The following is a 16,810-nucleotide window of genomic DNA, read 5'->3' as shown; positions in this document are numbered from 1 at the left end:
TGCCACCTTTCCGTTCGAGTAGGTGGCAGATATCGCAGCAGGTGCCCTGTCACAGCGGAACGCGCAACGCCCCGTCGATGAGCCGCACGGTCTCCTGCGCGTCCGAACAACCGCTGGTCAACAGCTGTTCGCGGACCGCCCGCAGCCGGTCGCGCAGCCGCAGCGACTCCATGCCCCGGGCCCGCTCGGCCATCTCGGCCGCCCCCGCCGCGGCCCGGTCCGCCTCGCCCTGACGCAGTTGGATCTCGCAGAGCATCGCCAACCGGTGCACCCGCCCCCGGTCGTGCGCGGGGGTGCCGACGGCGGCTGCCGCCTGCACCCGCGCCGCCTCCAGATCCCCCAGACTGAGCAGTGCCTCGGCGACCTGGACGTTGACGAGGCCGGGCTGGACGTAGCCGGTCTCGTCCGGTTCGCTGCCCGGGCGGATCCGCGCGGCGGCCGCCTCCGCGCCCCGGATGCAGGCCAGCGCTGCCTGTGCGTCGCCGAGTTGGGCGTAGGCCTTCGCCTGCATGGCGTGCAGGTCGGCGGCGAGCGCGGGGGTGGTGTGCCGGCCGGCTGCGCGCAGCGCGGCCTCGGCGAAGGCGACGGCCTGCCGGTACTCCCGCAGGTGCAGGGACTGGTTGACGATCAGGGCGATCACGTACGCCCCGAGTCCGCGGTCCCCGCTGGCCTTGGCCAGCCGCAGCGCCTGGTGGAAGTAGCGCTGGGCCAGCCCGTGCGCGTCCGAGTCGTACGCGCAGATGCCCGCCACCGCCACCAGGGACCCGGTGGCGCGGTGCAGGCGGCGGCCGAGGTCGTCGGGGTAACTCCCGCGCAGCATCGGCGCGGTCTCGGAACCGAGGAAGCGGACGATCCGGTCGCGGGTCGCGACGCCGCCCGCCCGGCGGTACATCAGCTCGTAGTGGGCCCGGGCGGCCTTCAGGATCTCCACGTGCTCCGGGCCGATCCGGTTCGGGCCGTCGCGCGAGACGTCGGCGTCCTCGGGCGGGTTCTCCCACTCCCAGACCGGGATGACCGCCGGGGTGCCGGTGACCGCCTCGGCGGTGAGCAGTTGGAGCCGGGCCTGGCCGTCGGAGCGCCACAGGGCGGCGGCCCGGTCGACGAAGCCGCTGAGCGGGGAGGCGTGCAGGGAGACCGGCCGGTCCGGCACCCCCAGGCCGATGTCGTCCAGCCCGACCGGCCGCCCCAGGCGGCCCCCGAGCACCTCGCAGATCAGGTCGGGGACCTGGCCGCGCGGCCGCTGCCCCTTCAACCACCTGGTGACGGCGGTGTGTTCGTAGCGCAGGGCCAGCCCGCGGGGGCGCCCCGCCTGGTTCACGTGGGCGGCGAGCCCGGCATGGGACATGCCCGCCTCGGCGAGGAGGGCATCGAGCAGGACATTGGGCTGCATGGGCCGCTCCCGTAGCTCGTCGGTATCAGGCTAGTGGGTGCGCGGTTCACACGGGGTGTGAAGTGAGTACGCGCATAAATGCGATCCGCACTCTGCCGCACGGACCCCCTCAGGCGCTTCACTGAAGACCCTCGCCAAGAGGAGCTCGGGTCGTCGGCTCCCCCCTCATACAGTGCGACGACCCGTCACCGCGCCGCCCGTCCTGCTGTCTGCCCGACACTCCATGGCAGGCGGGCGGCGCTTTCCGGTTCCGGCCGGCGCCCGGTTGGTCGCTGGGCACCGGCAGCGGACCGGACCGGACGCGCGCCGGGCCCCTCCACCGGGCCCGGCGCGCGTGGTCACCGCCGAATCCTCACGGAGCGCCGCCCCGCGCGGCACCGCGGCGAACGGCCCGCCGGAGCCGCGGCACGTCCCACCCGAACGAGTGAGGGGCGTATCCGGTCACGGATACGCCCCTCAGCAGACTTCGAACAGGTCCGAGGACCCTGCGGCTACGCGCCCCGGAGCACCGCCCCGGTCCGCTCGCCGGCCAGCGCCACCGCCGCGTCGCGCGCGGCCGTGGACTCCTCGGCCGTCAGCGTCCGGTCGCCCGCCCGGAAGCGCAGCGCGTACGCCAGGGACTTCTTGCCCTCGCCGACCTGCTCACCCGTGAACACGTCGAACAGGCGCAGCGACTCCAGGAGTTCGCCCGCACCCTTGCGCAGGGCGGCCTCCACCGAGGACGCCGGGACGGACGCGTCCACGATCAGCGCGACGTCCTGGGTCGCCACCGGGAAGGAGGAGATCCGGGGCGCCTGGACGGCCTCTCCGCCGGCCGCCGCGAGGCGGTCCAGGTCGAGCTCCATCGCGCTGGTGCGGGCCGGCAGGCCCATGGCCTTGACCACCCGCGGGTGCAGCTCGCCGGCGTGGCCGATGACCTGCTCCACCCCGCCGACGGTGACGACCAGCTCGGCGCAGCGGCCGGGATGCCAGGGGCCGTACTGGCCCTGGCGGACCACCAGCTCGGTGCCGGCCTCGACGGCCAGCGCGCGGGCGGCCTGGACGGCGTCGGCCCAGTCCGCCGGGCGTCCCTTGCCCCACCAGCCGGCCTGCTCGCGGGCACCGGCCAGCACGACCGCGGCGTACCGCGGCTGGGCGGGCAGCGCCGCGTCCAGGGTGGCGACCTCCTCGTCGGTGGGACGCCGGTCGACGGGCAGCCGGACGGCGACACCCGGCTGCGCGGCGGCCCGGAAGACCGAACCGGTCTCGAAGAGCGCCAGGTCGTGGCTGCCCCGGCTGTCATTGCGGCGCAGCGCGCCGAGCAGGCCCGGCAGCAGCGTGGTGCGCAGCGCCGGCTCCTCGTCGGAGAGCGGGTTGACCAGCTTGACGACCTGCCGGGCGGCGTCGTGCGCCGGCAGCTGGAGCTGGTCGAAGACGCCCTCGCCGAGGAACGGGTAGCTGAGCGCCTCGACGTAGCCGGCGCCGGCCAGCGCGCGGCCGACCCGGCGGTGCAGCTGCTGCCGGGCGGTCAGGCCGCGGCCGGAGGGCACCTGCGGGAGGGTCGACGGGAGGTTCCCGTAGCCCTCCAGCCGGATGACCTCTTCGGCGAGGTCGTTGGGCGCGGCGAGGTCGGGCCGCCACGAGGGCAGCGTGACGACGAGCTCGTCCTGGCCGTAGACGTCGCAGCCGATCTCCTGGAGGCGGCGCACGACGGTCTCGCGGCCGTACTGCGTGCCCGCGACCCGGTCGGGGTGGTCGGCGGCCATCGCGATCGTGCGCGGCGCGCCCGGGGCGACGACCTCGGTGACCCCGGCCTCGGCGGTGCCGCCGGCGAGGAGCACGAGCAGGTCGACAGTCCGCTGCGCGGCCGCGGCGGCGGCCAGCGGGTCGACGCCCCGCTCGAAGCGCTTGGAGGCCTCCGAGGAGAGCTTCATGCGGCGGGCGGTGCGGGAGATCGCCACGGAGTCGAAGTGCGCGGCCTCGATGACCACGTCGGTGGTCCCGGTGACCGCGCCGGTCTCCGGGTCGGTGACGGAGTCGGCGATCTCGGTGTTGGCGCCGCCCATGACGCCGGCGAGGCCGATCGGCCCGCTGTCGTCGGTGATCACCAGGTCCTCGGCGTCGAGCGTGCGCTTCACGCCGTCGAGGGTGGTGAACTTCTCGCCCTGCTCGGCGCGGCGGACGCCGATGGTGCCGTTGATCCGCGAGCGGTCGTAGGCGTGCAGCGGCTGGCCCAGTTCGAGCATCACGTAGTTGGTGATGTCGACGGCGAGCGAGATCGGGCGCATGCCGGCCTTCTGGAGGCGGCGCTGGAGCCAGATCGGGGAGCGGGCCTCCGGGTCGAGACCGGTCACGGTGCGGGCGGTGAAGCGGTCGCAGCCGACCGGGTCGTCGATCCTGACCGGGTAGCCGTACGAGTTCGGCCCGGGCACGTCGAGCAGCGCGGGGTCGCGCAGCGGCAGCCCGTAGGCGGTGGCCACCTCGCGGGCGATGCCGCGCAGGGACATGCAGTAGCCGCGGTCGGGGGTGACGTCGATGTGCAGCACCTCGTCGACGAGCTGGAGCAGCTCGATCGCGTCGGTGCCGGTCTCGTGCTCGGGCGGCAGCACGATGATGCCGTGCGTGCCGTCGTCGCCCATGCCGAGCTCCTCGCCGGAGCAGATCATGCCGTGCGAGGTCTTGCCGTACGTCTTGCGCGCGGCGATCGCGAAGTCGCCGGGCAGCACGGCACCGGGCAGGACCACGACGACCTTGTCGCCGACGGCGAAGTTCCGGGCGCCGCAGACGATCTCCTGCGGTTCACCGGTGCCGTTGGCGGCGCCGACGTCGACCGTGCAGAACCGGATGGGCTTGCGGAAGCCCTCCAGCTCCTCGATGGTCAGCACCTGGCCGACGACGAGGGGGCCCTTGAGCCCGGCGCCGAGCTGCTCGACGGTCTCGACCTCCAGGCCCGCGTCGACGAGCTTGGCCGCGACGTCGCGACCGGATGCACCGGCGGGGAGGTCGACGTACTCCCGCAGCCACGAAAGCGGGACCCGCATCAGATCTCCATCCCGAAAGGCCGGGTGAAACGCACGTCACCCTCGACCATGTCTCGCATGTCTTCAACGTTGTGACGGAACATCAGCATCCGCTCGATGCCGAAGCCGAAGGCGAACCCGCTGTACTTCTCCGGGTCCACACCGCAGGCGGTCAGCACCTTCGGGTTGACCATGCCGCAGCCGCCCAGCTCGATCCAGCCCTCGCTGGAGCAGGTACGGCACGGGCGGTCGGGGTTGCCCACCGACTCGCCGCGGCACACGTAGCACTGCATGTCCATCTCGGCGGACGGCTCGGTGAAGGGGAAGAAGTGCGGGCGCAGCCGGGTGGTGGTCTCCTCGCCGAACAGCTCCTTGACCATGTGGTCGATGGTGCCGCGCAGGTCCGCCATGGTCAGGCCCTCGTCCACGGCGAGCAGCTCGACCTGGTGGAAGACCGGGGTGTGCGTCGCGTCGAGCTCGTCGGTGCGGTACACCCGGCCCGGGCAGACGACGTAGACGGGGGCCCCGCGCTCCAGCAGCGAGCGCGCCTGCACCGGGGAGGTGTGGGTGCGCAGCACGACGCCGGACTCGTCGCCCTCGGTGCCCTCGGGGCCCTGGACGAAGAAGGTGTCCTGCATCTGGCGCGCCGGGTGGTCGGGCGTGAAGTTGAGGGCGTCGAAGTTGAACCACTCCGCCTCGACCTCGGGCCCTTCGGCGACCTCGTACCCCATGGCGACGAAGATGTCCGCGACGCGGTCCATCAGCGTGGTCAGGGGGTGGCGGGCGCCGGCGGGGACGCGGTCGTACGGCAGCGTGACGTCCACCGCCTCCTCGACCAGCACCCGCTCGTCGCGCTCGGCCTCCAGCTGCACCGTGCGGGCCCCGAAGGCCTTGTTCACGGCGCCGCGGGCCTGGCCGACGCGCTTGCCCGCCTCGGCCTTGGCCTGGGGGGGCAGGGCGCCGATCTCGCGGTTGGCGAGCGCCAGGGGCGAGCGGTCGCCCATGTGCGCGGTCTTCGCCTCGCGCAGCGCGTCGAGGTCGCCGGCGGCCGCGAAGGCGGCGAGCGCCTCGTCCCGCATGCGCTCGATCTCTTCCGGTTTCAGTGCCTCGACCTCGACAGGGTCGTACGACTTGTTCGGTGCCGACATCTCTTCCCGTACTTCCGATGGCTGGCTGGTGGGTCCCCGTACGACGCGATCAGACCGATCGATGCAGAGACACAAAGGTGCCAAAGGACGAGTCTAAGGGCCGCCGGGGGTCGAGGAGCCCGTGGGCCGCCCGGTGAAGCCTTCCGCAGGACTACTGCGTGAGATAGGCCGGGGCGCTCACGGGCAGGACAAATCGGAACTCGGCGCCGCCGCCGGGGCCGCGGCCGACCGTGATGGTGCCGCCGTGCGCCTCCACGATGCCCTTGACGATGTACAGGCCCAGGCCGGTGCCGCCGCGCTTGCTCCCCCGCCAGAAGCGGGTGAAGACGCGGGCCATCGACTCCTCGGGGATCCCGGGGCCTTCGTCGGACACAGTGACGGCGGTTCCCTTCTCATGCGGCGACACCCCGATGGTGACCGTTCCCTCGCCGTGGCGCACCGCATTTTCCAGGAGGTTGCCGAGGATCTGGTCGATCTTGTCCGGGTCGGCCCACAGGTCGGGGAGCGGGCGGCTGATGCTGACGAGGAACCGCTCGGGGTCCTGGCCGTTCGCGGTGAGCGCCTGGACGTGCCGCCCCACGGCGGTGGCCATGTCGACCGGCTGGCGGCGCACCTCCAGGCGGCCGGAGTCGATGCGCGAGATGTCGAGGAGTTCGGCGATGAGCCGGGTCACGCGATTGGCGTCGGCGTCGACGGTCTCCAGCATCAGCCGCTTCTGGTCGTCGGTGAACCGCTCCCACTTGGCCAGCAGGGTCGCGGTGAAGCCCTTGACGGAGGTCAGCGGCGAGCGCAGCTCGTGGGCGACGGTGGCGATCAGCTCGGCGTGGCTGCGCTCGGTGCGGCGGCGGGCCTCGGTGCCGCGCAGGGTGACGACGAGGCGGCGCACCGGGCCGGTGGGGTGGGTGCGGATGTAGCTCGCGGAGACGAGCACCTCGCGGCCGCCGGGCAGCAGCAGGTTCCGCTCGGGCTGGCCGCGGCGGGTGGCGAGGCCCCCGTACGGGTCGGTCAGCGCCCACCAGCGGCGGCCTTCGAGGTCCTCCAGCGGGAGGGCCCGGTCGAGGGGGGCGCCGAGCGCCTGCTCGGGGGCCAGGGCGGTGATCCGCGCGGCGGCCGCGTTGAAGCAGACCACCCTGCCGGTGTGGTCGGCGACGACGAGCCCGTCGGGCAGGTTGTCGGGGTCCACCGCGAAGCCGGGGCCGACACCGGGGCCGGTCGCCTCGGCGGCCGCCGCCGGGGCGGGGCGGGGCGGCCGGGCGGCCTGTCCGGCGCCGCGCGCGCGGGCGGAGTCCACCGCCTGCGGTGGTACGCCGCACAGCCCGTCGGCGGCCGCGGCCGGGGGTTCGGGGGCGTCCCCGAACCGCGCCTCGGCCGCGTCCGCGGCCCCGCGCGAGCTGTTCGTACCGACGGTCATGTCCCCGTACCCCACATCTCCGAGTAGCGCCGTGGGCCCCCCGGGCCGCCACACTACTAGCTGGGGGTCACGGAGCGGCACCCTCCGGGCGCCCGCTGTGCACGCGCGGACGCGTAGAGGCACACGGCGGCGGCCGTCGCCAGGTTCAGGCTCTCCGCCTTCCCGTGGATCGGGACCCGCACGACGGCGTCGGCGAGGGCCCGGGTCTCCTCCGGCAGGCCCCAGGCCTCGTTGCCGAACACCCAGGCGGAGGGGCCGCCCATGGTGCCCGCGTCCAGTTCGGCGTCGAGGTCGTCCTCGCCGGCGCCGTCGGCCGCGAGGATGCGTACGCCCGCCGCGCGCAGCCCCTGGACGGCCTGCTCGACGGGGACGCCGACGGCGACCGGAAGGTGGAAGAGGGAGCCCACGGAGGCCCGTACGGACTTGGGGTTGTACAGGTCGACGGAGGCGTCGGTGAGCACCACCGCGTCGGCGCCGGCGGCGTCCGCGCAGCGCAGCACGGTGCCGGCGTTTCCGGGGTCGCGGACGTGCGCGAGGACCGCGACGAGTTTGGGCTCGGCCTTGAGGACGTCCTCGAAGGGCGAGTCGAGGAAGTGGCAGACGCCGACGAGGCCCTGCGGGGTGACGGTCTGGGAGACCTCGGCGAGCACGTCGTCGGAGGCGTAGTGCACGCGCGCGCCGGCGTCCAGAGCGGCGCCGATGATCTCGGAGTAGCGCTCGGCGGCCTCGACGGTGGCGAACAGCTCGATCAGGGTGGGGCCGCCCGTCGGACCGCGGTGCTCGACGGCCTCGCGGACCGCCTGGGGGCCCTCGGCGATGAACCGGCGCTCCTTGGTGCGGAAGTTGCGCCGCACCAGTCGCCTGGCGGCGGCCACCCGCGGGGATCGGGGGGAGATCAGCTCGGCGGGGTGACCCAGGTCAGCCATGGTCTGTGCGGTTCTCTCTCGGGGTGCGGGCGCCCGGGGCGCGACGGTGCGGGAAAGCACTCGGACCCGCAGGCGCATCGCCTGCGGGTCCGAGGGTGCCGACCGCTGCTGCGGCCGGCCAGGCCTTACGCGGCGGCCTTGGGGGCGTTCACGTCGGCCGGGAGGGCCTTCTGCGCGACCTCGACCAGCGCGGCGAACGCGTTGGCGTCGTTGACGGCCAGCTCCGCGAGGATCTTGCGGTCCACCTCGATGTTGGCGGCCTTCAGACCCTGGATGAGGCGGTTGTACGTCATGCCGTTCTGGCGGGCAGCGGCGTTGATGCGCTGGATCCACAGCTGACGGAAGTCGCCCTTGCGCTTCTTGCGGTCGTTGAAGTTGTAGACCAGCGAGTGGGTGACCTGCTCCTTGGCCTTGCGGTACAGGCGCGAACGCTGACCGCGGTAGCCGGAGGCCGCCTCGAGGATCGCCCGGCGCTTCTTGTGGGCGTTTACTGCCCGCTTGACGCGTGCCACTTTTTAACTCCTTGTAGCGGGGCCGTGGGTGTCTTCACACGGCCCGGAAATTCGATGGGGTCCCGGTCTCGACATGCTTCCGCTCCCGGCAGGGGGAGCGGAGGACGTCAGATGCCGAGAAGCTTCTTGATCTTCGCGGCGTCGCCGGGAGCCATCTCCGCGTTGCCGGTGAGGCGACGGGTCAGGCGGGACGACTTGTGCTCGAGCAGGTGGCGCTTGCCGGCGCGCTCGCGGAGCACCTTGCCGGAGCCGGTGACCTTGAAGCGCTTCTTGGTACCGCTGTGCGTCTTGTTCTTCGGCATGGCGCCGTTATCTCCTCGTCGGTGGCGCTCCCTCGCCGGTCCGACGAGGACCGGCTCGGGGGAGCGTCATGGTGTGTAGGTGATTCGAGACAGGTGCCTCGGAATCAGGCCTCGGCGTTCGCCTCACCGGCGTCGGCCTCGGTGACCTCGGCATCCGTGGCGTCCGTCGCTTCGGCCGCGGCGGTCTCCTTGGCGGGAGCCGCCTCGTCGGCAGCGGCGACACCCTGGCGCTCGGCCTTGCGGGCGGCCTGCGCCTCGCGGGCTTCGGCCATCGCCTCGGTCTTCTTCTTGTGCGGACCGAGGACCATGATCATGTTTCGGCCGTCCTGCTTCGGGTTCGACTCGATGAAGCCGAGCTCCTCGACGTCCGAAGCGAGACGCTGCAGCAGTCGGTAGCCGAGTTCCGGCCGGGACTGCTCGCGACCGCGGAACATGATCGTGATCTTGACCTTGTCGCCCTGCTTGAGGAACCGAACGACGTGACCCTTCTTGGTGTCATAGTCGTGCGGGTCGATCTTCGGCCGGAGCTTCATTTCCTTGATGACCGTGTGCGCTTGGTTCTTGCGCGCCTCACGGGCCTTCATGGCCGACTCGTACTTGAACTTGCCGTAGTCCATGAGCTTGCAGACCGGCGGGCGTGCGGACGCCGCGACCTCGACCAGGTCGAGGTCGTACTCCTGCGCGAGCTCAAGCGCCTTGGCAAGCGGCACGATGCCGACCTGCTCGCCGCTGGGACCGACGAGTCGTACCTCGGGAACGCGAATCCGGTCGTTGATGCGGGGCTCGGTGCTGATGGATCCTCCTCGGTAGCACCACACGACTGCCTGGCAGACAGCCGCTGACGTGTATGTCCGTCGGACCGACCACAGCGGGAGAATGAAAAAACCCCGCCGGGCACAGGCAGGGGCTCCAAAACAACCGGAGCACCGCCGCATGTGACACGCGGGGCGCAGACTCGGGCGGCTTTCCATCGTCCGTACGGAACGATGGATGCCGCCTGACCGGTGACCCGCCGCCCCGGAAGGCGGTCGGGTGGGAGAACGGAGCCTCCACTTGTGGGCCGGACACCACAGCATCCGGCCGGTCGATGTACATACTAGCACCCGCGTTGCAAGCCCGCCGCACGGCATATCGTGGGGCGCATGACTGACGCGACACCCCCCGCCTCCACCGAAACCGCTGCCGACGGCGCCCCCGACTACGACACCATGACGCGCGACATCGCGGACGTGCCCGCCGTCGAGGTGATCACCACGGTGGCCGTGCACCTGCTGAGCGCCGCGGCGGTCAACCTGGGCCTGGACAAGCCGGACTCCGAGCACAAGGACCTCGACGAGGCCCGCAAGCTGATCACCGCCCTCGCCGGCCTGGTCACGGCGAGCGCCACCGAGATCAGCTCATTCCACGCGGCCCCGCTGCGCGACGGCCTGAAGTCGCTCCAGCTGGCCTTCCGCGAGGCCTCGATCGTCCCGGACGAGCCCGGCCAGGGCCCGGGCGAGAAGTTCACGGGTCCCGTCTTCGGCTGATCGGGCCGTCCGGCACAGGGACACGACGGGGAGGGGCGGGCCGTGATCCCACGGTCCGCCCCTCCCCCGCCGTTCAGCGGGTGAAGAGCGGCTCGCCGGGCGGGGCCGGGGCGTCCGACGGCAGCAGCGCCAGGTTCAGGCCGCGGACCAGGCGGGCCCGCAGGGTGGTGTCCGCCGCCAGGGCCTCGGCGACGCGGCGGGCCGCGGCGGGCACCGGGGCGTCGGCGGCCAGCACGATCGCGAGGATCCCGTCGGCGTCCGCGCCGCCCGGCCCGAGGTGGGCGCGCAGGACGGCCGGCTCGGCCGACACGGCCGCCCGTACGGCCTCCCGTACGGCGGGGTCGGACAAGGGGTCGGTGTCGGTGCGGCCCTCGGCGAGGGCGAGCAGCGCCGGGCCGGTCAGCTGGTAGGCGACCGGGCCGGCCAGGTCCAGTACCACCGTGTCGGCCTTCTCGTGCGCGGCGGCCGCGAGGGCCTGGTGCAGAGGGACGGCCACCGGCCGGGCGGCCGGGTCCCACAGCGCGAGCGAGGCGGTCGAGGTGAACGCGGGCAGGGCCCGCCGGTCGCCCGCCCGCAGGGTCGGGACGGCCATGTCGCTGGTCTTCTCCCGCTTGAGGCCGGTCTCCGGGTCGGTCTCCACCTCGCCGAACACGGCGACCACCGGCACCAGCAGCCGGGCGCCCCTGAGCGCCGCCAGTACGCGCGGTTCCTGCGTGCGGTCCTCGGCCCAGGCCGCCAGGGCCGCGGTCAGCTCGGGATCGGCGGAGCCGTCGTCGTCGGAGAAGCCCGGGTCGGGAATGTTCTTGTTCGCCATGTTCGCCACAGTTACCCGACCCTACTGTGCCGGGTCCGCGTCGCGGCCCCGGGGACCCCGCCGGGGGCGCCGGGCCAGTACGGCGGCCACGCTGAGCAGCACCGCACCGGCGACCGCGGCCGCGGGGGCGCCGAGCCGGGCGCCGCGCTCGGGCGGGCGCACCGGCTCGGGGCCGGGGCCGAAGTGGCTGCTCGCCGCCGCGGCCGGCGCGGGTACCGCTGCCTCCGGCCGCAGGGCCCCCGCGACCTGGAGGGCGGCGGCGGGATCGACCATGCCGTGGCCGCGGGCGTCGTCGCGGCCGCCGGCCGGGGAGTCGGAGGCGGTGTCCTCCAGCAGCTTCTTGATCTGGGCCGGGGACAGGTCGGGGTGCGCGGCCTTGACGAGCGCGGCGGCCCCGGAGACGAAGGCCGCGGCGGCGCTCGTGCCCCAGCCCTCGTAGTAGGAGCGGTCGGGGTCGGCGATGACGACGTCGACGCCGGGGGCGCTCACGGTGGCGTACCAGTTGCGCGTGGAGAACTTCGCCTTGCGTCCGCGGCGGTCGACCGCCGTGACCGCGATGACACCCGGGTAGGCGGCCGGGTAGGAGACGCGGTCGCCCGACTCACCGCCGTTGCCCGCGGAGGCGACCACGACCACGCCCTTGGACAGGGCGTACTGGACCGCCTCGTCCTCACCCGCCTCGTGGTGGGCGGAGTCGCTGTCGTCGCCGAGGGACAGGTTGATGACGTCGGCGCCGTGGTCGGTGGCCCAGCGGATGCCCTCGGCCAGGGCGCCGCCCTTGCTCTCCCGGGCCTTGGCACGACCCGGGTCGCCCTCTTCGAGGATCACCCGCACGGGCAGGATCCGGGCCTGCGGGGCGATGCCGAGGACGCCCTGGCCGCGGCTGGGGCCGTGGCCGTGCCCGGCGATGATGCTCGCCATGGCGGTGCCGTGGCGGGCCCAGGCGCGGTCGCCGGGGCCGGCGCCCATGCCGATGAGGTCGGTGCCCGCGAGGACCTGCCCGGACAGGTCGGGGTGGGACGCGTCGACGCCGGTGTCGAGGACGGCCACGGTCACGCCGTCACCGCGGGTGGTGCCCCAGGCCTCCTCGGCGCGCAGGGCCAGGAGGCCCCACTGGCGGTCGCGGATGGAGTCGGCGGCGGCCGGGGCGGCGGTGGCGGTGGTGAAGAGGGTGGTGGCGGCGAGCACGACTGCGCCGCGGAGGGCCGTGCGGGCGGGGGTCGACGCGGCGGCGGGGGTCATCGGGCGGCTTTCGGGGCGGGTGTTGCGGGTGCGGCAGGTGTGGCGGGCGTGGCGCGTGCTGCGGGGGTGGCAGGGGTGCCCGGTGGAGCGGCGAGGGTGGCGAGGCCCGCCCCGAGGCGGTCCGCGAGTGCCTTGGCCTCGTGGCCCAGGCCCGCTCGGGCGGCGGCCCCGGTGGCGTCCTTCTGGACGAGTTCGGCGGCGGGGCGGGGGGCGTCCTGGGGGCGGCCGTCGGCGAAGGCCGAGACGGCGTAGACGACGACGGGGGCCTCGGTGCGGACGGAGGCGGCCCAGGCGGCCCGCTGGTGGTCGGCGAAGCCGTAGGCGGGCGGGGCGGTGAGGCGGCCGTCGAGTGCGGCCATGGCGGGCCCGTCGGCGGGGGTGAAGACCATGCCCACGGCGATCAGGGAGCTGCGGGTGGCGTCGGTGTAGGTGGCGCGGAGCACGCGGGTGCAGCCGGTGGCGGCCATCGCGGCCTGCCAGTCGGCGGGCAGGGCGGCGGGGCACTCGGCGTCGGGGGCGAGCGCGATGCGGGTCCAGGTGCGGTCGGCTCCGCCGGGGCCGGCCGAGGGGCCGGCGAGGACGGGCGGGAGGAGGCTGTCCACGGGGGCGGAGCGCCACAGCGAGCCGGCCTTGCGGTAGGCGGCGTCGGCGGGCAGGGGCCGGTCGGCGGCGCGGTGTTCGGCCCAGGTGGTGATGGCGGCCCCGCCGACGAGCCCGCCGCCGAGGACGAGGCAGACGGTGGCGGCTGCGACGCGGGCGGGGCTGCGGCGGGGCAGGGCGTGGGCGGGGTGCGCGGGCGGGGGCCAGGGGTCGGGCTCGCCCGGGATCGTGGTCCGCGGTGTCGTCGTGGTCATCCGGCGGCTCCGCCCCCCGTTCCGTACGGCTGCCTCCCCGTACTCTACGGGGTTCGCCGGGGGCGCCCGGCGGGACGGGGGTACGGGCCGGGGTGCCGTCCGGACTGCATGACGTACGGGGCCCGGGGCGGGCCGGCCGGGGCGGGGGGCGCCGGGGCCTACCCACCGGTAGAGACCTCTGGCAAGCTGCCGCCCATGAACTCCGCCGCCACCGACCGCGCCCGGTACGACCGGGCGACCGCGCACCTGGACGCGCCGCTGGCCCTTGTGGATCTCGACGCCTTCGACGCCAACGCGGACGATCTCGTACGCCGGGCCGGGGGCAAGCCGGTCCGGGTCGCCAGCAAGTCGGTCCGGTGCCGCGCCCTGCTCGAACGGGTGCTGGACCGGCCGGGATTCGCCGGGATCATGTCGTACACGCTCGCCGAGTCGCTCTGGCTGGCCCGCTCCGGGTTCGAGGACGTGCTCCTGGCGTATCCGTCGGCGGACCGCGCCGGCTTCGGCGAGCTGGCGAACGACGCCAAGCTGGCCGCCGCCGTGACCGTGATGGTGGACGACCCCGCGCAGCTGGAGCTGATCGACCGGGCCCGGGACGGCGGCACCGAGGAGGTCCGGGTCTGCCTGGAGCTGGACACCGCCCTGTGGATGCTGGGCGGCCGGATCCGCGTCGGGGCGCGCCGCTCGCCGCTGCGCGAGCCCGGGCAACTGGCCGCGCTGGCCCGAGTGGTCGCCGCCCGGCCCGGGTTCCGGGTGGTGGGGCTGATGGCGTACGAGGGGCATGTCGCCGGGGTCGGGGACGCGCTGGCGGGGCGCCCGCTGCGGTCCCGGGCGATCCGGCTGATGCAGGGCGCCGCCCGGCGGGAGCTGGCGGCGCGGCGGGCCGCGGTGGTGGCGGCGGTGCGGGCCGTCGTACCGGACCTGGAGTTCGTCAACGGCGGCGGTACGGGCAGCGTGCAGCAGACCGCGGCCGAGGACGCGGTGACGGAGATCGCCGCCGGGTCGGGGCTGTACGTGCCGCGGCTCTTCGACAACTACACCTCGTTCAGCGGGCGTCCGGCGGCCCTGTTCGCGCAGCCGGTGGTACGGCGTCCCGGGGTGGGGGTGGTGACGGTGCTCGGCGGCGGTTATCCGGCCTCCGGAGCGGCCGGCCCGGACCGGCTGCCGGTCCCGTACCTGCCGCAGGGGCTGCGCTACGACGCGCAGGAGGGCGCGGGCGAGGTGCAGACGCCGCTGCTGGGGAGCCCGGCCGACGACCTGCTGATCGGCGACCGGGTCTGGTTCCGCCATGCGAAGGCGGGCGAGCTGTGCGAACGGTTCGACACCTTGCACCTCGTCGAGGGCGACCGGGTCACGGACAGCGTGCCGACCTATCGGGGCGAGGGCCGCACCTTCCTCTGACGGAGGGTCGGGGCGTGTCGTTCGCGGGGCGGTGGGGGCGACGGCCGGGCGCCGTGCGGCGCCCGGCCGGGCGGGGCGGGGGGCGTGCGGCTACAGCGGGGTGACGTACGCGCCCGAGATGCCTCCGTCGACGAGGAAGTCGGTGGCGTTGATGAAGGAGGAGTCGTCGCTGGCCAGGAAGGCGACGGCGGCGGCGATCTCGGTGGGCTCGGCGAACCGGCCCAGCGGGATGTGCACGAGCCGGCGGGCGGCCCGCTCGGGGTCCTTCGCGAAGAGTTCCTGGAGCAGCGGGGTGTTGACGGGCCCGGGGCACAGGGCGTTCACGCGGATGCCCTCGCGGGCGAACTGCACGCCGAGCTCGCGGGACATGGCCAGGACGCCGCCCTTGGAGGCGGTGTAGGAGATCTGGGAGGTGGCGGCGCCCATGATGGCGACGAAGGATGCGGTGTTGATGATGGAGCCGCGGCCCTGGCGCTGCATGTAGGGCAGGGCGGCCTTGCAGCAGAGGTAGACGGAGGTGAGGTTGACGTCCTGGACGCGGCGCCAGGCGTCGAGCCCTGTGGTGAGGATGGAGTCGTCCTCCGGGGGCGAGATGCCGGCGTTGTTGAAGGCGATGTCGACGGAGCCGTAGGTGTCGAAGGCGGTCCTGAAGAGGGCGTCGACATCGTCCTTGTCGGTGACGTCGACCTTCACGAAGAGGCCTGCGACCTCTTCGGCGGCGGCCTTGCCGGCCGTCTCGTCGATGTCCGCGCAGACGACGTGGGCGCCTTCGGAGGCCAGCCGGCGGGCGGTGGCGAGGCCGATGCCGCTGCCGGCACCGGTGATGACGGCGGTGCGGCCGACGAGGCGGCGGCAGATGATCTCGGTGGGCTCTACGGGCATGGGTTCAGGCCTCCGTGCTGATGAAGACGTTCTTGGTCTCGGTGAAAGCGGTGAGGGCGTCGGGTCCGAGCTCGCGGCCGAGGCCGGACTGCTTGTAGCCGCCGAAGGGGGTCCAGTAGCGGACGCTGCTGTGGGAGTTGACGGACAGGTTGCCGGCGGCGACGGCCCGCGAGACGCGCAGCGCGCGGCCGATGTCGCGGGTCCAGAGGGATCCGGAGAGGCCGTACTCGGTGGCGTTGGCCAGGCGCACGGCGTCCTCCTCGTCCTCGAAGGGGAGGACGACGGCGACGGGGCCGAAGACCTCCTCCGCGGCGACGGGCGCGGTGGGGGCGACGTCGGTGACGAGGGTCGGCGGGTACCAGAAGCCGGGGCCTTCGGGTGCGGTGCCGCGGAGGGTGGTGAGGTCGTCGGTGACGTAGGACCGGACGCGGTCCAGCTGGGTCCGTGAGATCAGCGGGCCCACTTGCGTCTTCTCGTCGAGCGGGTCGCCGACGGCGACGGCCGCGATGGCGGGGGCGACGAGGTCGAGGAAGCGGTCGTAGGCGGAGCGCTGGACGAGGATGCGGGTGCGGGCGCAGCAGTCCTGGCCGGTGTTGTCGAGGAAGGCCATGGGGGCGGCTGCCGCGGCGGCCTCCAGGTCGGCGTCGGCGAAGACGATGTTGGGGCTCTTGCCGCCGAGTTCGAGGGTGACGCGCTTCACGCGGTCGGCGCACTTGGCCATGATCTGCTTGCCGACGCGGGTGGAGCCGGTGAAGACGATCTTCGCGACGCCGGGGTGTTCGACGAGCGCGTCGCCCGCGGTGCCGCCGTGGCCGGGGAGCACCTGGAAGAGGTGTTCGGGGATCCCGGCTTCGAGGGCGAGTTCGGCGAGGCGCAGTGCGGTCAGCGGGGTGGTCTCGGCGGGCTTGAGGATGACGGCGTTGCCCGCGGCGAGGGCCGGGGCCAGCCCCCAGGCGGCGATCGGCATGGGGAAGTTCCAGGGGGCGATCACGCCGATGACGCCGAGGGGTTCGAGGAAGGTGACGTCGATGCCCCCGGCGACGGGGATCTGGCGGCCGGAGAGCCGTTCCACTCCCCCGGCGGCGAAGTCGAGGAGGTCACGGACGTTGCCGGCCTCCCAGCGGGCGTTGCCGATGGTGTGGCCGGCTTCCCGGACCTCCAGCAGGGCCAGTTCCTCGGTGTGCGCGTCGACGACCGCGGCGAACCTGCGCAGCAGGCGGGCGCGGTCGGCGGGCGCGGCCGCCGCCCAGGCGCGCTGGGCCGCGGCGGCCCGGGTGACTGCTTCGTCGACGTCGTCCCGTGTGGCGGCCGGGACGACGGCGACGAGTTCCTCGGTGGCCGGATTCAGCACTCTCAGATCGGCGGGAGCCGACGCATCGGACACGTGGTGCCTCACAGTTTCGGTT

Annotated in this window: 15 protein-coding genes; 2 read left to right on the top strand and 13 right to left on the bottom strand. The window is 73.9% G+C overall.

Features of this window, described 5'->3' with window-relative positions; translation table 11 throughout:
* Positions 1-49: 49 nt before the first annotated feature.
* From IF89_RS0121480 to infC, 8 genes are all read right to left on the bottom strand, one after another.
* Entirely contained in the window at positions 50-1,390 is a 1,341-nt protein-coding gene (locus tag IF89_RS0121480) for a hypothetical protein (RefSeq protein WP_030770480.1), read from the bottom strand.
* A 491-nt stretch (positions 1,391-1,881) separates the two neighbouring features.
* Positions 1,882-4,410, bottom strand: coding sequence for a phenylalanine--tRNA ligase subunit beta (pheT, locus tag IF89_RS0121475; RefSeq protein ID WP_030770477.1), 2,529 nt, complete (start codon positions 4,408-4,410; stop codon positions 1,882-1,884).
* Positions 4,410-5,537, bottom strand: coding sequence for a phenylalanine--tRNA ligase subunit alpha (gene pheS, locus IF89_RS0121470; protein WP_030770475.1), 1,128 nt, complete (start codon positions 5,535-5,537; stop codon positions 4,410-4,412). Before pheS ends, pheT begins: the two co-directional genes overlap by 1 nt.
* Before the next feature lie 151 nt (positions 5,538-5,688).
* Positions 5,689-6,948 carry a PAS domain-containing sensor histidine kinase gene (locus IF89_RS0121465; protein WP_030770471.1) on the bottom strand — a complete coding sequence of 420 codons (1,260 nt, stop codon included), beginning with the start codon at positions 6,946-6,948 and terminating at the stop codon, positions 5,689-5,691.
* Between the two features lie 56 nt (positions 6,949-7,004).
* On the bottom strand, positions 7,005-7,865 hold the full coding sequence (locus tag IF89_RS0121460; protein WP_030770469.1) for a TrmH family RNA methyltransferase: 861 nt from the start codon (positions 7,863-7,865) through the stop codon (positions 7,005-7,007).
* Between the two features lie 134 nt (positions 7,866-7,999).
* Entirely contained in the window at positions 8,000-8,386 is a 387-nt protein-coding gene (gene rplT / locus IF89_RS0121455) for a 50S ribosomal protein L20 (protein WP_007263143.1), read from the bottom strand.
* A gap of 107 nt (positions 8,387-8,493) precedes the next feature.
* The gene (rpmI, locus tag IF89_RS0121450) at positions 8,494-8,688 is read right to left on the bottom strand and encodes a 50S ribosomal protein L35 (RefSeq protein WP_030770466.1); all 195 of its coding nucleotides are present in this window, start codon (positions 8,686-8,688) and stop codon (positions 8,494-8,496) included.
* Between the two features lie 104 nt (positions 8,689-8,792).
* A complete protein-coding gene (gene infC, locus IF89_RS0121445; protein WP_030770463.1) occupies positions 8,793-9,506 on the bottom strand; it encodes a translation initiation factor IF-3 in 714 nt (237 codons plus the stop codon).
* A gap of 324 nt (positions 9,507-9,830) precedes the next feature.
* On the opposite strand from infC, the gene IF89_RS0121440 reads away from it, so the two are divergent.
* Positions 9,831-10,214, top strand: a complete 384-nt coding sequence (locus IF89_RS0121440) for a DUF1844 domain-containing protein (protein WP_030770459.1) — start codon at positions 9,831-9,833, stop codon at positions 10,212-10,214.
* A gap of 73 nt (positions 10,215-10,287) precedes the next feature.
* On the opposite strand, the gene IF89_RS0121435 is transcribed toward IF89_RS0121440, so the two are convergent.
* From IF89_RS0121435 to IF89_RS0121425, 3 genes are read right to left on the bottom strand one after another with little or no spacing between them, the layout of a single operon-like run.
* The gene (locus IF89_RS0121435; protein WP_030770457.1) at positions 10,288-11,028 is read right to left on the bottom strand and encodes an SseB family protein; all 741 of its coding nucleotides are present in this window, start codon (positions 11,026-11,028) and stop codon (positions 10,288-10,290) included.
* Positions 11,029-11,049: 21 nt separating this feature from the next.
* Positions 11,050-12,270 carry a type VII secretion-associated serine protease mycosin gene (gene mycP / locus IF89_RS0121430; RefSeq protein ID WP_030770451.1) on the bottom strand — a complete coding sequence of 407 codons (1,221 nt, stop codon included), beginning with the start codon at positions 12,268-12,270 and terminating at the stop codon, positions 11,050-11,052.
* A complete protein-coding gene (locus IF89_RS0121425) occupies positions 12,267-13,124 on the bottom strand; it encodes a hypothetical protein (RefSeq protein ID WP_063831325.1) in 858 nt (285 codons plus the stop codon). Before IF89_RS0121425 ends, mycP begins: the two co-directional genes overlap by 4 nt.
* A gap of 195 nt (positions 13,125-13,319) precedes the next feature.
* Between IF89_RS0121425 and IF89_RS0121420 the strand changes: the two genes are divergently transcribed.
* A complete protein-coding gene (locus tag IF89_RS0121420) occupies positions 13,320-14,522 on the top strand; it encodes an amino acid deaminase/aldolase (protein ID WP_030770445.1) in 1,203 nt (400 codons plus the stop codon).
* Between the two features lie 90 nt (positions 14,523-14,612).
* Here the strand turns inward: IF89_RS0121420 and IF89_RS0121415 are convergent, their stop codons facing one another.
* Together IF89_RS0121415 and IF89_RS0121410 are read right to left on the bottom strand one after the other, a co-directional pair.
* Positions 14,613-15,404 carry a 3-oxoacyl-ACP reductase gene (locus IF89_RS0121415; protein WP_030770440.1) on the bottom strand — a complete coding sequence of 264 codons (792 nt, stop codon included), beginning with the start codon at positions 15,402-15,404 and terminating at the stop codon, positions 14,613-14,615.
* Positions 15,405-15,408: 4 nt separating this feature from the next.
* Positions 15,409-16,788: an aldehyde dehydrogenase family protein gene (locus IF89_RS0121410; protein WP_030770435.1), complete on the bottom strand. Its 1,380-nt coding sequence runs from the start codon at positions 16,786-16,788 to the stop codon at positions 15,409-15,411.
* Positions 16,789-16,810 lie beyond the last annotated feature (22 nt).

The organism is Streptomyces sp. NRRL F-2664 (genome assembly GCF_000719345.1).
Taxonomy (GTDB): Bacteria; Actinomycetota; Actinomycetes; order Streptomycetales; family Streptomycetaceae; genus Streptomyces.
This window is presented reverse-complemented; position numbering and strand designations above follow the sequence as displayed.

Excerpts from the sequence above, each read along its gene's own strand:
- IF89_RS0121480 (WP_030770480.1), bottom strand. The coding sequence starts at position 1,390 with ATGCAGCCCAATGTCCTGCTCGATGCCCTCCTCGCCGAGGCGGGCATG.
- pheT (WP_030770477.1), bottom strand. The coding sequence starts at position 4,410 with ATGCGGGTCCCGCTTTCGTGGCTGCGGGAGTACGTCGACCTCCCCGCC.
- pheS (WP_030770475.1), bottom strand. The coding sequence starts at position 5,537 with ATGTCGGCACCGAACAAGTCGTACGACCCTGTCGAGGTCGAGGCACTG.
- IF89_RS0121465 (WP_030770471.1), bottom strand. The coding sequence starts at position 6,948 with ATGACCGTCGGTACGAACAGCTCGCGCGGGGCCGCGGACGCGGCCGAG.
- rpmI (WP_030770466.1), bottom strand. The coding sequence starts at position 8,688 with ATGCCGAAGAACAAGACGCACAGCGGTACCAAGAAGCGCTTCAAGGTC.
- IF89_RS0121440 (WP_030770459.1), top strand. The coding sequence starts at position 9,831 with ATGACTGACGCGACACCCCCCGCCTCCACCGAAACCGCTGCCGACGGC.
- IF89_RS0121435 (WP_030770457.1), bottom strand. The coding sequence starts at position 11,028 with ATGGCGAACAAGAACATTCCCGACCCGGGCTTCTCCGACGACGACGGC.
- mycP (WP_030770451.1), bottom strand. The coding sequence starts at position 12,270 with ATGACCCCCGCCGCCGCGTCGACCCCCGCCCGCACGGCCCTCCGCGGC.
- IF89_RS0121425 (WP_063831325.1), bottom strand. The coding sequence starts at position 13,124 with ATGACCACGACGACACCGCGGACCACGATCCCGGGCGAGCCCGACCCC.
- IF89_RS0121420 (WP_030770445.1), top strand. The coding sequence starts at position 13,320 with ATGAACTCCGCCGCCACCGACCGCGCCCGGTACGACCGGGCGACCGCG.
- IF89_RS0121415 (WP_030770440.1), bottom strand. The coding sequence starts at position 15,404 with ATGCCCGTAGAGCCCACCGAGATCATCTGCCGCCGCCTCGTCGGCCGC.